The 14470-nt window shown below is 63.9% G+C and carries 10 protein-coding genes and 1 tRNA gene; 7 read left to right on the top strand and 4 right to left on the bottom strand.

The features are described 5' to 3' along the window. The first annotated feature begins 24 nt into the window (after positions 1 to 24). Positions 25 to 1896, top strand: a complete 1872-nt coding sequence (sppA, locus tag NZK81_RS09245) for a signal peptide peptidase SppA (RefSeq protein WP_260045838.1) — start codon at positions 25 to 27, stop codon at positions 1894 to 1896. Between the two features lie 3 nt (positions 1897 to 1899). Here the strand turns inward: sppA and NZK81_RS09240 are convergent, their stop codons facing one another. After that, on the bottom strand, positions 1900 to 2061 hold the full coding sequence (locus NZK81_RS09240) for a hypothetical protein (RefSeq protein ID WP_260045837.1): 162 nt from the start codon (positions 2059 to 2061) through the stop codon (positions 1900 to 1902). A 150-nt stretch (positions 2062 to 2211) separates the two neighbouring features. On the opposite strand from NZK81_RS09240, the gene NZK81_RS09235 reads away from it, so the two are divergent. Together NZK81_RS09235 and tig are read left to right on the top strand one after the other, a co-directional pair. Then, a tRNA-Leu gene (locus tag NZK81_RS09235) sits at positions 2212 to 2296 on the top strand. Between the two features lie 75 nt (positions 2297 to 2371). After that, positions 2372 to 4012 (top strand): trigger factor, encoded by a 1641-nt coding sequence (gene tig / locus NZK81_RS09230; protein WP_260045836.1) that lies wholly within the window; start codon positions 2372 to 2374, stop codon positions 4010 to 4012. Positions 4013 to 4091: 79 nt separating this feature from the next. Here tig and NZK81_RS09225 read toward each other — a convergent pair whose 3' ends face one another. Together NZK81_RS09225 and NZK81_RS09220 are read right to left on the bottom strand one after the other, a co-directional pair. After that, entirely contained in the window at positions 4092 to 5600 is a 1509-nt protein-coding gene (locus tag NZK81_RS09225; protein ID WP_260045835.1) for a hypothetical protein, read from the bottom strand. A gap of 106 nt (positions 5601 to 5706) precedes the next feature. Continuing rightward, complete coding sequence (locus NZK81_RS09220; protein ID WP_260045834.1) at positions 5707 to 7173, bottom strand: amidase; 1467 nt, start codon at positions 7171 to 7173, stop codon at positions 5707 to 5709. A 218-nt stretch (positions 7174 to 7391) separates the two neighbouring features. On the opposite strand from NZK81_RS09220, the gene clpP reads away from it, so the two are divergent. The 3 genes from clpP (at position 7392) to NZK81_RS09205 (ending at position 10477) form a co-directional block, all read left to right on the top strand. Further along, the gene (gene clpP, locus NZK81_RS09215) at positions 7392 to 8060 is read left to right on the top strand and encodes an ATP-dependent Clp endopeptidase proteolytic subunit ClpP (protein WP_260045833.1); all 669 of its coding nucleotides are present in this window, start codon (positions 7392 to 7394) and stop codon (positions 8058 to 8060) included. 120 nt (positions 8061 to 8180) lie between these two features. After that, positions 8181 to 9443, top strand: coding sequence for an ATP-dependent Clp protease ATP-binding subunit ClpX (gene clpX / locus NZK81_RS09210; protein WP_260045832.1), 1263 nt, complete (start codon positions 8181 to 8183; stop codon positions 9441 to 9443). 173 nt (positions 9444 to 9616) lie between these two features. Further along, positions 9617 to 10477, top strand: a complete 861-nt coding sequence (locus tag NZK81_RS09205; protein WP_260045831.1) for a VOC family protein — start codon at positions 9617 to 9619, stop codon at positions 10475 to 10477. 10 nt (positions 10478 to 10487) lie between these two features. On the opposite strand, the gene NZK81_RS09200 is transcribed toward NZK81_RS09205, so the two are convergent. Further along, a complete protein-coding gene (locus tag NZK81_RS09200) occupies positions 10488 to 11429 on the bottom strand; it encodes a cation diffusion facilitator family transporter (RefSeq protein WP_260045830.1) in 942 nt (313 codons plus the stop codon). Positions 11430 to 11817: 388 nt separating this feature from the next. On the opposite strand from NZK81_RS09200, the gene NZK81_RS09195 reads away from it, so the two are divergent. Then, the gene (locus NZK81_RS09195) at positions 11818 to 14343 is read left to right on the top strand and encodes a TonB-dependent receptor (RefSeq protein WP_260045829.1); all 2526 of its coding nucleotides are present in this window, start codon (positions 11818 to 11820) and stop codon (positions 14341 to 14343) included. The last annotated feature ends 127 nt before the right edge of the window (positions 14344 to 14470 follow it).

Genomic DNA, 14470 nt, shown 5'->3' with positions numbered 1-14470 from the left:
GTTGCTGGAAAGGCAGGTGACTCCATGAAATTCGCGAGCAAGATCTGGAAGCTGCTGGTCGGTATCAAGGATGCCCTGGCGCTTCTGTTCCTGGTCCTGTTCTTCAGCGCGATGTACGTCGTGCTTTCCGTCCGTCCTTCGGCGGGGTATGTGGAGAAGGGCGCTCTGCTGCTCGATCTCGACGGCGTCGTTGTCGAGGAAAAGAGCGACGTCGATCCGCTGGACGTGCTGATTGCCGGCGAGGCGCCGACCCGCGAATTCCAGGCGCACGACATCGAGCGCGCGCTGCGGCTGGCGGCGAAGGACGAGCGGGTCAAGGTGGTCGTCCTCGATCTCTCGCGCTTCATGGGCGGACGGTTCGTTCACCTGAAGGAGATCGGGGCGGCCATGGACGCGGTGCGCAAGGCCGGAAAGCCGGTGCTTACCTTTGCCCCTGTCTATCTCGACGATGGCGTGCAGCTTGCCGCGCATTCGAGCGAGGCCTGGCTCGATCCGATGGGCGAGGCTTTCGTCGCCGGGCCGGGCGGCAACATGAATTACTACAAGGGCCTGATCGACCGCCTCAAGATCAATGCCCATGTCTACCGCGTGGGCACCTACAAGAGCTTCGTGGAGCCCTATCTGCGTTCCGACATGTCGCCCGCGGCGCGCAAGGCTTACGAGGACGTCTACGGTGCGTTGTGGGATGCTTGGAAAGCGGACGTGAAGAAGGCGCGGCCCAAGGCGGATTTCGACAAGCTGGCCTCCGATCCGGTCGGGGCGATGAAGGCCGCCGGCGGGGATTTTGCCAAGGGTGCCAAGGCTGCCGGCGTGGTCGACAGGCTTGGCGACAAGACCGAATTCGATCAGCGGGTGGCCAAACTGGCCGGCAAGTCCAGCGACGATGACGACCTGCCCTACGCACACACGAGCCTTGCCACCTGGCTTGCCGCCAATCCCGAAAAGAAGCCCGGAAAGGCGATTGCGGTGGTGACCGTTGCCGGAGAGATCGTCGATGGCGATGCCGGTCCGGGCAAGGCGGGCGGCGACCGCATCGCCAAGCTGCTCGATGACAATATCGACGAGGGGTACAAGGCGCTCGTGGTCAGGATCGATTCGCCAGGCGGTTCGGCGACGGCCGCCGAGCGCATCCGCCGCGCGATCCAGCGCTGGCGCGATGCCAAGATCCCGGTCGTCGTCTCGATGGGCAACATGGCGGCCAGTGGCGGCTACTGGGTTTCGACCCCGGCGCAGAAGGTCTTTGCCGAGCCGGCCACGATCACCGGGTCGATCGGCGTCTTTGCGGTGATTCCCAGTTTCGAGAAGACGCTGGCCGATTTCGGCGTGACCAGCGACGGTGTGCGCACGACGCCGCTATCGGGTCAGCCGGACATCTTCGGTGGCTTCACTCCCGAACTCAACGACCTGCTCCAGTCCACCGTAGAGAATACCTACGGCAAGTTCATCGACCTCGTTGCCAAGGCTCGGGGGCGTACGCCGGAGCAGATCGACGCGGTGGCGCAGGGGCGCGTCTGGCCGGGCGCGGAAGCCCGCGAACTCGGGCTGGTCGACGAGATGGGCGATCTTGATGCCGCGCTGGCCTATGCGGCCAAGGCAGGGGGCGTGGGCAACGAAAAGTGGCACGCGCAATACCTGCGCAAGGCCCCGGACGCCTTCAGTACGTTCATCGCCGGGCTGGAAACCCGGCCGCGGGACGATGCATTGGCGCATGACTTCGCCGGCCTCGTCGCCGCGCGCCAGCGGGCGCAGGCGGGCAGGGCGCTGGGGCAGCTGGAAAACCTGCTGGGGACGCGGGGCGTGCAGGCCTATTGCCTGGAATGTCCGCCGCTGCCGGGACAGGGCGTCAGGCCTAAGGATCTGTCGCTGGTGCGGGGGCTGTTGCAGCTCACCCGCTAGCGATCAGTCCAGCGGCGGCATTTCCGCCGGGCCGGTGTCGGGCTGGTCGAAGTCGGGCGCGTCGGGTTCTGTCTCGGGCGGCGAGGCGGGTTCGCCCGGTTCGCTGGGCTGAACGGGAACTTCGGCAGGCACGCCACCGGGATTGTCGTCGGGCTGGGTCGCCATGATTACCTCTGTTTAAGAGCGTTTTTTCCTACGTGGGCGCAATTGCGGCGTCCCGCAAGGGGGCAAGGGGCTGTCCCGGCCGTCGCGGCGCTTGCCCTTTTCCGCGCGACCTTATAAGGGCCCGTCCCTTGAGTTTCAGGCTTCATCCAAGCGGGCGTGGCGGAACTGGTAGACGCGCCAGATTTAGGTTCTGGTATCGAAAGATGTGGGGGTTCGAGTCCCTTCGCCCGCACCAGACCGCTGCCTGAGAGAGGGTGAGCCAAGAAAATCGGCCGGAAAGGCCCCGAGAATCGCATAGGAAGGCATCGAAATGCAGATCGTCGAAACCACCAACGAGGGCCTGAAGCGCGCCTACACGGTGACCATTCCCGCCAAGACCATCTCAGAGCGCGTCGAAGGCGAAATCAAGAAGATTGCCCCGCAGGTCCGTATGCCCGGCTTCCGCCCCGGCAAGGTGCCCGCGAACCTCGTGAAGAAGATGCACGGTGAGGCGATCCATCAGGACGCGCTCAACACCTCGATCCGCGAGGCGATGGACAAGCTGGTTTCCGACAACGCGCTGCGTCCGGCCATGAACCCCGACGTGTCGCTGGGCGAAGGCTACGAGCAGGGCAAGGACGCCGAGCTGACCGTCAGCCTCGAAGTGCTCCCGCAGATCGAAGCGCCTTCGCTGGAAGGTCTCAAGCTGGAAAAGCTGACCGTTCCGGTTGCCGAGGACAAGGTCGATGAAGCCGTCGAGCGCATCGCCTCGCAGCAGCAGCGTTTCGAGACCAAGGACGGCGCGGCCGAGGATGGCGATCAGGTCATCTGTGATTTCACCGGCAAGCTCGACGGCGTCGAGTTCGAGGGTGGCAAGGCCGAGAAGCAGCCGATTGTGATCGGCTCGGGCAACCTGATCCCCGGTTTCGAGGAACAGCTCGTTGGCCTGAAGGCGGGCGAAGAGCGCGTCATCACCGTGACTTTCCCCGAGGAATACCAGGCCGCGCATCTCGCCGGCAAGGAAACCACCTTCGACATCGTCGCCCACGAGATCAAGGCACCCGCCGAGAGCAAGATCGACGACGATTTCGCCAAGGAACTGGGTCTCGAGAGCCTCGAACAGCTGCGTGGCCTGCTCAAGGGGCAGCTCGAGCAGGAAACCGCCGGCCTCACCCGCACGGCGATGAAGCGCTCGCTGCTCGACCAGCTGGCCGCCGGCCATGATTTCGACGTGCCGCCGACGATGGTCGAGGCCGAGTTCTCGCAGATCTGGCAGCAGCTCACCCACGAAGCCAGCCACGAGGAAGATCCCGAGGCCGCGCTGAAGGAAATCGAGGCGGAGAAGGACGATTACCGCAAGATCGCCGAGCGTCGCGTGCGTCTGGGCCTGCTCCTGTCGGAAATCGGTCAGGCCAACGGCGTGGAAGTCACACAGCAGGAAATGTCGATGCTGGTTTCGCAGGCGGCGCAGCAGTACCGCCCGGAAGATCGTCAGCGCTTCATGGAATACGTCGCCAACGATCCGATGATGGCCGCCCAGCTGCGCGCGCCGCTCTATGAGGACAAGGTCGTCGACTTCCTGATCGAGAAGGCCGAAGTCACCGAGCGTGAAGTGACCGCCGAGGAACTGCAGGCCGCGATCGAAGCCGACACCGAAAGCGAAGCGGCCAAGCCGGCTGCCAAGAAGGCGCCTGCGAAGAAGGCTCCCGCCAAGAAGGCCGAGGCTGACGAGGGTGAGGCCGAGGCCAAGCCGGCCGCCAAGAAGGCGCCTGCGAAGAAGGCTCCCGCCAAGAAGGCAGCTGACGAGGGTGAGACCGAGGCCAAGCCGGCCGCCAAGAAGGCGCCCGCGAAGAAGGCTCCGGCCAAGAAGGCCGCTGACGAGGGCGAGGCCGAGGCCAAGCCGGCTGCCAAGAAGGCGCCTGCGAAGAAGGCTCCCGCCAAGAAACCGGCGGCTGCCAAGACCGAAGACTGATCTCTTCAGGTCATACGAGACCCGAAAGGCCCGGCGCGTTGCTCGCGTCGGGCCTTTCTGATTCCGGCGGGTGGGACGGTCAGTCTTCCGTCGGGAGGAGGGGGCGGTCGCTGGCGACCCAGCCGTCGCCCACGCGGTAGAGCGTGATCGACCGGATGGCGAAGCCGCTTTGCCGGATGTGCTCCAGAACGCTGGTTTCGTCGAAGCGCCTGGTGGTGTCGTGTTCGGCCCAGAAGAGGTTGGGGCACGTCGCGGACAGCGCGCGGGACGATGCCGGCGCGATGTGGAAGCCAAGGCGCGTTGCGATGCGCTTGTAGGCCCAGGGCGCCACGTACCGGTTGTCCGCCGGTGACATGGCCATGACGTCCGCGTTCCAGAAGTCATCGGTGTGCACGGTTGTCTGCGGGCAGCTCGCCACGGTGCGGGCGATCAGCCTGCCGGTCCCCATCCAGCTGTTGAGAGCGGCAACCTTGCGGGCATTGTCGGCGAGCGCAAGAAGGCTGACGGCGAGCGCGAGGAACAGCAGGGGCACTTCGACCCGGCGTGGCAGCGCGCTCAGCAGGCGCGTACAGGCGGCGGCCATCACGAAGGCGACGGTGCCCACGGCGGCGGTGAGGTACTTCTCTATGATGACCGGCCGGATCAGGTGGATGCCCATGAGCAGGGCAAAGGCGAGGCAAAGGCCCACGCCGGCCAGCAGGCATAGCTCCAGCAACTCGGGGACCTTCCGGGTACGCAGAACGTCGCGGCACAGCAGCACGGTACCGGCCACGCTGCCGAGCAGGATCAGCGGGTTGGCCTCGAGAGTGCGCTGCACGGCATATTCCATGGAATAGCGGGCCGAATTGAAGCCTCCGGCAATCCAGAAGACCTGCGTGTTCTGTTCCCAGTGCGAAAACTGGAGCGCCGTGACCGACAGGAAGACCACGCCCGCCGCGATCGGCGCCGGGAACAGAGCGCGCAGCCGCTCCCGGTCCCGGCGAAGCAGCGCCACGGTCAGAAACGGCACGATGAACGCGCCGCTGAACAGCGTGGTGATGATGTGGGTGTTGAACGCCACGAGCACGGTCAGGGCATAGACGGCTTGCCTGCTCCACTCGCCTTTCGAGGGAGAGAGCCAGATGCTCGCCAGCGTGAGGGACAGCAGCGCGCCCGCACATAGCGAGGTGAAGTACGAGCGAAGCTCGGTGCCGGAATGCATGGTCCAGTGGTTGGCGGTCAGCAGCAGCACCATGATGGCGGCGGGCGCGCGGAGCCGCGCCTCGCCGCGGACGACGAGCCAGCCTCCCAGCACGGCCACGGCGGCGACCGCCAGGTTGACCAGCCGATGGGGCTCGATCGCGCCCATCCAGGCGGTGGCGCGCATCAGCATGTAGAAGAACGGCGGATGGTTGTCGGCCAGCCAGCTCGTCGTGAGCGCCTCGAACCAGCCCGGGCCGGGCCGGGTCACGTATTGCGTATAGAATTCATCGTACCATGGTCCTCGCTCGAAGGCGGTCCATGTGATGGCGATGACCAATGCCGCCAGCGCAATCGTGACAGCTGCCATGCAGGGGGCGTTGTGCGCGCTTTCGTCGTGATCGAACATTGGGCGCCGCAATACTACCCATGCGCAAATATTTCGTGAAACCGCGCAGAAAGCGCTCGGGCACGCTTCCTGACGTATCGGAGCGCTTTCTGCGCGGCAGCTGGCTCTACTGGTGCCAGTCCTGGAAGGACGGCGGCGAAAGCGGCGCGGTGCGGGCGCGTTCGTAGGCGGCGCCGATCCGCAGGACTTTTGCGTCCTGCCACTTGCCCGCCATGAACGACAGGCCCACCGGCAGCCGTTCCACTTGTCCCATCGGCACGCTGAGATGCGGATAGCCGGAAATGGCCGCCAGCGATCCCGCGCCGACGCGCATGAAGTGATCGCCGTTGACGAGGTCTATGGGCCAGGCCGGGCCGGTGGTCGGCGCGACGAGCACATCGACGCGGTTTGCCGTCATGAGCCGGTCTATCCCTTCTGGTCCGGCAAGACGCTGCGCATTCTCCAGAGCCTTGCGGTAGGCCTCGGTGTCGGTTGCCGCGAACGCTTCCTCGAAAGTTTCCTGGCCGTACCAGCGCAATTCCTCGTCCGCGTGAGCGTTGTCGAAAGCGATCAGGCCGGCAAGGTCGCGGGCAGGGGGCACGCCGGGCAGGTCGGCGAGGTAGGCGTCGATGCCCTCGCGGAACTCGTAGAGCAGCAGGGTGTTTTCATCACGCCACATGGTTTCGTCGGGTTCGTAGTCGATCTCCACGATTTCGGCGCCCGCCCGCTTCATGTCGGCGACGGCCCGGTCGAACAGCGCAAGGACGCCGGGCAGCTTTCCGGCCTGCTTGCGCAGGACGCCGATGCGCACGCCTTTGAGGGTGGCTTCGGCAAGACCCTTGGTGAAATCGACGGCGTGTCGGTCCGCCTCGGCAGTGGCCGCATCCGCGGGATCGCTGCCGGCCATGGCGGTCAGCAGCAGGGCCGCGTCGTGCACGTTCGCCGTCATCGGCCCTGCCGTGTCCTGGGTGGCGCTGATCGGCACGACGTAGGTGCGGCTGACGAGGCCGACCGTCGGCTTGAAACCGACCACGCCGTTGACCGATGCGGGGCAGGTGATCGAGCCGTTCGTCTCGGTCCCCACCGCTGCCCAGGCGAGCCCGGCCGCGACTGCCGCGCCGCTGCCCGCCGAAGAGCCGCATGGGCTGCGGTCGATGGCGTGGGGATTGCGGGTCTGGCCGCCCACGCCGCTCCAGCCGCTCGATGAGCGGTCGCCGCGGAAGTTGGCCCATTCGGAAAGGTTGGTCTTGCCAAGGATCACCGCACCGGCCTTGCGCAACCGCGCGACCAGCGGGGCATCGCGCCCGGTCATGTTGTCCTTGAGCGCGAGGCTCCCGGCGGTGGTGGCCATGTCGCGCGTTTCGATGTTGTCCTTGACCAGGACCGCGCGGCCCGCCAGCGGCGCGCTTGCCGGCGCTTCGCTGGCGATCTCGGGCGCGATGGCAATCACTGCGTCGAGACGGGGGCCGGCATCGTCGATCGCCTCGATCCGTTCGAGATAGGTCTGCGGACTCTCCTGCGCGGCTGCCGCTCCCGGCAAGGCGATGGCGATCGCCGCTCCGACCGCGAGCCATTTCCCCTGTGATCTGTTCATATCTACCCGATTCCCGTTCGTATTGGCGACCGGACGAAACCTGCGCTGCAGTGCACAAAACTGCAACAGGCGAGAGCCCCAGGGCAGGGGCAGGGTGGGCGATTTTCCCCGTTTGGGGCACCGATTGTCCGAAACGCGACAACGATTGAAGGGTTAATGCTCTTGAACATCGTGGATTGGCACGCGACATAGGCCCTGCAAACTAGAAGAGGACTCCCATGCTCGACCTGTTTGGCGCTTCGGGCGCCCAAGGAAAGTTCACTACCGATCCCGTGACCGGCGCGCTGGTGCCGATGGTTGTCGAGCAGACCAGCCGCGGCGAGCGCAGCTTCGACATCTACTCGCGCCTCCTTCGCGAACGCATCGTGTTCGTGACCGGTCAGGTGGAAGATCACATGGCGTCGCTGATCGTCGCCCAGCTCCTGTTCCTCGAATCGGAAAATCCCTCGAAGGACATCTCGATGTACATCAACTCGCCGGGCGGCGTCGTCACGGCGGGCATGGCGATCCATGACACCATGCAGTACATCAAGCCGCGCGTGTCGACCGTGTGCATCGGCCAGGCAGCCTCGATGGGCAGCTTCCTGCTGGCCGCCGGCGAGCCGGGCATGCGCATCGCGCTTCCCAACGCCCGCATCATGGTCCACCAGCCCTCGGGCGGTGCCCAGGGCATGGCTTCCGACATCGAGATTCAGGCGCGCGAAATCCTGCGGATGCGCAAGCGCCTGAACGATATGTACGTGAAGTACACCGGCAAGTCGCTCGACGAGATCGAGAAGGCCATGGACCGCGACACTTTCCTCGAAGCCGAGGAAGCTCTGGCTTTTGGTCTTGTCGACAAGGTCTTCGAGACGCGGCCCGATGGCGACAAGCCGGCGGAGGGCTGACGTTCGGGGAACGAAACCCTATCTTTAGCCGGAGGCAAGCATTTCGGCTTAGGATTGATAAACCGCCCTCCGCCAGAGTACACTGTGTGAGTCGCCTCAGCGGGGGGCCAAAGACGGAAAATGACGAAATTGAGCGGATCTGACGCGAAAAGCACCCTGTACTGCAGTTTCTGCGGCAAGTCGCAGCACGAAGTGCGCAAGCTGATCGCGGGACCCACGGTCTTCATCTGCGACGAATGCGTCGAGCTTTGCAACGACATCATTCGCGAGGAAACCAAGGCCGGGATCGCGGGCAAGAAGGACGGCGGCGTGCCGTCTCCCCGCGAAATCTGCGAGACGCTTAACGACTACGTGATCGGTCAGGAGCGTGCAAAACGCGTCCTGTCGGTGGCTGTCCACAACCACTACAAGCGCCTGAAACACAGCGGCAAGCAGGGCGACGTCGAGCTTTCGAAGTCGAACATCCTGCTCGTCGGCCCGACCGGTTCGGGCAAGACGCTGCTGGCCCAGACGCTGGCCAAGACGTTCGACGTGCCCTTCACCATGGCCGATGCGACCACGCTGACCGAAGCCGGTTACGTGGGCGAGGACGTGGAGAACATCATCCTCAAGCTGCTTCAGGCTTCCGACTACAACGTCGAGAAGGCGCAGCATGGCATCGTCTACATCGACGAGATCGACAAGATCAGCCGCAAGGCCGAGAACCCGTCGATCACGCGCGACGTTTCGGGCGAAGGCGTGCAGCAGGCGCTGCTCAAGCTGATGGAAGGCACGACCGCTTCGGTTCCGCCGCAGGGCGGTCGCAAGCACCCGCAGCAGGAATTTCTGCAGGTGGACACGACCAACATCCTGTTCATCTGCGGCGGGGCCTTCGCGGGCCTCGAAAAGATCATCGCCGACCGCCTGCAGAAGCGTTCGATCGGTTTCGGTGCGCACGTTGCCGATCCCGACAAGCGTCGCGTGGGCGAACTGCTGCAGAAGAGCGAGCCGGAGGATCTCCTCAAGTTCGGCCTCATCCCCGAGTTCGTCGGCCGCCTGCCGGTCATCGCGACGCTTGAGGATCTCGACATCTCGGCACTGGTACAGATCCTGCGCGAACCGAAGAACGCGCTGGTCAAGCAGTACGCCAAGCTGTTCGAGCTGGAAGACGTCGAGCTGACTTTCACCGACGATGCGCTCGAGGCGATCGCCCAGAAGGCGATCGACCGCAAGACCGGTGCTCGCGGCCTGCGCTCCATCGTCGAAGGCTTGCTGCTCGATACGATGTACGACCTGCCGACCGAGACCGACATTGCCGAAGTCGTGGTCGACAAGGACGTGGTCGACGGGCGCAAGGAGCCGGTCCGCGTCCACAAGGGCGACAAGACGGAAGCTGCCGCCTGACGGGCTGAGCTGCCCCGATCTTCAAGACATGGCGAAAGGCCGCCTACCGCAAGGTGGGCGGCCTTTCCGCTGTTGGAGGCGGAGACGCTGCGGCGATGCCTGCTCCCGGGCTCGGGTCCGCGCTTGCGGGCAGGGTGGGGGGCATTCAGTCTGGCGCGAAAGGGGAGAGCCAGATGACTGACAGCCGCATTCCGGTCTCGCGCGTGATTCACACCATCCACGCCACCACCGATATCTACAAATGCCGCCTGCTCTATCAGGATGCGCTCGGGGGACTCGTCTTTGCGGAGAACTATTTCCCTGCCGAGGACCGCGACGCGGCGCTGCTCTATGTGACAGACCACATGGTGGAACCTATGGGGCCGCGCCACTCTGAAGACCTGACCAAGCCTTTCGCGCGCATGACGGCGAAGATCGGCCAGGCGTTCCACTCCTTCGAGATCAAGGTGCCCGACGGCAATGCCGCCAGCGCGGCGTTCCGCGAGGCGGGCTGCACGGTGGCGAGCGACTATGGCGTGTTCTTCTTCGTGAAGCCCGAATCGACGGGCGGCGTGCTGCTGGAAGTGTGCGAACTGCCGATGCCGAACGATCCCTACGATCGCGGCAACTGGAACCCGGCGGTGGGCGCGGGGCATGCCTGCGCGGTCACCGGCCTGGACCACATCGCCTGCGTGACTGCCGACATGGCGGGGGCGCTCCATTTCTTCACCGAAATCGTCGACGGCGAGATTCTGGAGGACGCACGAACCGATCTGCCGCAGCCCGCCCGCCGCGTTCTGCTGCGCGTGGGCCATACGCGGGTCGCCTTCCTTCAGCCGGAAGACACTGGTTCCGGCCCGCTCGGAGCCTTCCTCGCCAGGGACCAGAACGGCATCTATGCGCTGGTCTGGAAGGTCGCCGAGGAAGAGCGCGCGAAAGTGCACTTCGCAGGCAAGCTCAAGCTGCGGCTGACGCAGGACGGGTGCGTCTCATCGGGCTTCGCGATCGACCCTGAGGATTTCCTGGGCGCCCGGCACGAATTCCTGCCGGGCTGATCGCCCGGGCTCAGATCGCGCCCGCCTGCTCCAGCGGGCAGGCGCAGTCGCCGTCGGCCTCGATCTGGATGGTCGGATGGCCGATGCCGAAGTCGTGGTCGAGTTCATGGGCCAGATCGCGCAGGAAGGCGTCTCCCGGCATCCCAGCCGGCATCACGAGGTGGGCGGTCAGGGCCGTGTCGGTGGTGCTCATCGGCCAGATGTGCAGGTCGTGGACCCGCGCGACGCCGGGCAATCCCTCAAGGTGCGCGCGCACCTCGGTGACATCGATGCCTTCGGGCACGCCCAGCATGCCCATGCGCAGCGAATCGCGCAGCAGGCCCCAGCTCGACCAGGCAATGACGGCGGTGATGACCAGTGAGGTGATCGGGTCGATCAGTTCGAAGCCGGTGACGAGGATCACGAGCCCGGCGATGACCACGCCGACCGAGACCACGGCATCGGCAAGGAGATGGATAAAGGCTGCGCGCAGGTTCAGGTCAGATTTCGAGCCCTTGGCGAAGAGGAGCGCGGACAAGGCGTTGACCGCGATGCCGATGCCGGCAACGACCATCATCGTCGTGCCCGTCACCGGCGCGGGGTCGGCGAAGCGGCGAATCGTCTCGACCAGGATCGCGCCCACCGCGACCCACAGCAGCGCGGCATTGGCGATGGCGGCGAGGATCGAGGAACTCTTGAGGCCGTAGGTGAAGCGTTCCGAAGGCGGGCGGGCCGACAGCACGCTGGCCCCCCATGCCAGCAGCAGCGAGAGCACGTCCGACAGGTTGTGCCCGGCATCCGCCAGCAGCGCCATCGAGCCGCTCAGGAATCCCGCGGCCACTTCCGTGACGACGAAGACCAGATTGAAGGCTACCGCAAGTGCGAAGGCCCGGCCCACGTTTCCACCCGCCGGAGGGGCGGGATGGTGGTGGCCGTGGTCATGACCGTGATGATGGTGGTGTCCGGCGCTCATGCCGAAATCTTTCGCACGGGGCGCGTGACCGCATCAAGCGATGACGTAACATCACATGGTTCGGTGGTATCAGCAGGGTTATCAGTGACATAGTCTGTTAGGATTTGTCGCGGGTGGTGGAAATCGCTCGCCGTGACATTTTTGCCGCAGTGCAAAATCGAACGTCGATTTTAATGTATTGTATTAAAAGGATAAAATTTCGTTCCCCTGGGAAATATGACTGAATTGTCACAAAATTTCGCGCATGCGAATGCAAATGAGTCCCAAACGTCAGAAAGTTGTCATATCGCCCTGCTCTTAGCAGCCGCAGCAACAATGCGGCGGAGGGCAACAAGTCAAATCGTCGCAGATTGTGTCCACCCAGTCCGAAAGAGCTCAGGGGGCTAAAATGAATTTCCAATCCGTTCTCAAGACGGCAACCAGCACGCTTGCCGTTGGTACCGTATTCCTTGCCGTTCCGGCATTCGCGCAGTCGACCGGCTCGGCCGAATTCGAAGGCGATGCGATCGTTGTTTCCGGCGTCCGCGAAACCGCGATCGGCGGCATCGATGTTCCTGAAACGCCGAAGGCCAAGGTTGCAATCACCAAGGAACTGATCTCGCATCAGACTGCGGGCCAGACCATCAACGAAACGCTGAACCTGGTCCCGGGCGTAAGCTTCACCAACAACGACCCCTGGGGTTCGCTGGGCGGCAGCTTCACCGTCCGTGGCTTCTCCTCGGATCGTATCTCGCAGACCGTTGACGGTATCCCGCTGAACGACTCGGGCAACTACGCGCTCTACACCAACCAGATGCTCGACCCCGAGATCATCGAATCCGCGACGGTCAGCCTGGGTTCGACCGACGTTGACAGCCCGACCGCTTCGGCTGCCGGCGGCACGATCAACATCCGTTCGATCGATCCGAGCGATGACTTCGGCGTGCTGACCAGCCTGACCTATGGCAACGTCATTGCCCGCGGCCACCCGGGCGACCGCATGATGTACCGTGGCTTCATCCTTGTGAACACGGGCGAATTCACCGCAGCCGGCACCAAGGCTTGGTTCTCGGCTTCGAAGACCGAGAACGACTCGACCTTCTCGAACTACGGCGGCGTCGACAAGCAGCAGTACAACGGCAAGATCTATCAGCCGATCGGTGACAATGGTGACTTCATTTCAGTCGCCGGTCACTACAACGAGAACCGCAACAACTTCAACGGTTCGCCGGCCAGCCTCAACGCGGATGGCTGGAGCATCCAGTCGCCGAGCGATCGCTTCTACACGCTCTACGACGGTACGCCTTGCACCACCGATACGCCCGAGCCGGGTGAACCCGACAGTCCCAACAGCTGCGGTGCGCCGTTTGAGCGTCGCTATAATCCGTCGAACACCGGCAATATCCGCGTTGCCTCGCGCTTCACACTGATGGACAACCTGATCCTCAACGTCGAGCCGTACTACCAGTACGTCAAGGCCAACGGTGGCGGCACCGGGACGGCCTATGAGTATGGCAATGGCGATGCGGACAAAAACGGTGCGAACGGCGGCGGTCTGCTTGGGCAGATCGGTGGTCGTTACTACGCGGGCATCGATCTCAATGGTGACGGCGATTTGCTGGATTCTGTGCGCGTCCTTGCGCCGAGCCAGACTCAGACCGACCGCATCGGCGTGATCGCCAACCTCGCCTACGACATCAACGATCAGAACCGCGTTCGTATCTCGTACACGTTCGATCGTGCGCGTCACCGCCAGTCGGGCCAGATCGGCTACCTGAAGACGAACGGCGAGCCCTACGACGTGTTCCCGGTCAACGACCCGATCCTGACCGCTGATGGCTTCGTGCTCAACAAGCGTGATCGCAAGTCGATCGCCATGCTGAACCAGGTTTCGGGCGAGTATCGCGGCTCGTTCATGGATGACAGCCTGGTCGTGCTTATCGGCGCACGCGTGCCGTTTTTCCAGCGTGAGCTGAACCAGTACTGCTTCTCGGCTTACCCGGGCGACGGCTACGGCAATTGCATCGCTTCCTCGGACACGGCGGCTTATCTCGCAGCCTATCCGGACAGTGTCGCTCCCACGTCGCGCACGTACAACTACAGCAAGTTCCTTCCGAGCGCGGGCATCACCTATAAGTTCACGCCGGAAGCCAGCATGTTCGTCAGCTATGCCAAGAACCTCTCGGTTCCGGGCACCGACGATCTTTACGGCGCGCTGTACTTTGCCAAGAGCGACCCTGCGGCGAAGCCCAGCCCGGAAACCTCGGATTCGTTCGACATCGGCATTCGCTACCAGACCGGCAACGTTCAGGCGCAGATCGCGGGCTGGTACAACACCTACCAGAACCGCCTGGCTTCGTCCTACTTCGCCGAGTGTGACTGCTCGATCACGACCAACCTCGGCAAGGTCGAGAAGTATGGTGTCGACGGCAGCGTGTCCTGGCGTCCGATCGATCCGATCCTGGTCTATGTCTTCGGGTCGGCCCTGAAGTCCAAGATCAAGAACGACGTGCTCTACGGTACCGATTGCGGCAGCCTGCCTGACGGCTACTGCCATATTTCAGACGGCCTGGCCTATGTGAACACGGCCGGGAAGCGTGAACGCGGTGCCCCGATCTATACCCTTGGTGGCCGCATCCAGGGCACGATCGGTTCGTTCGATATCGGTGCGCAGGTGAAGCGGACCGGCAAGCGCTACCTCAACGATGTCAACGACGAGACCATCGCGCTGCCCGGCTACACGGTCGTCGATCTCGATGTTCGCTTCTCGCTGGAAAAGGCAGGTCTGGACAAGTCCTACCTGCAGCTCAACATCACCAACCTGTTCGACGAAGTTTACATCGGTTCCGCCTCTGGCGGTCTGACCACCACGTCGAGCTACGTGAACATCGGTGCGCCGCGTGCGATCAGCGCCTCGTTCATCATGGGCTTCTGATCCAAGCGATCAGGACTGCAGAACAAGGAGGGGAGGAACCGCGAGGTTCCTCCCCTTTCTGCTGCCTGTCGTGACCGCGGCTGCAGTGGCTCCATCCCTAGGGCGGTAACAGTATCGACCACCTTGC

Origin of the sequence: Novosphingobium mangrovisedimenti (genome assembly GCF_025153475.1) — a bacterium.
Taxonomy (GTDB): domain Bacteria; phylum Pseudomonadota; class Alphaproteobacteria; order Sphingomonadales; family Sphingomonadaceae; genus Novosphingobium; species Novosphingobium mangrovi_A.
This window is presented reverse-complemented; position numbering and strand designations above follow the sequence as displayed.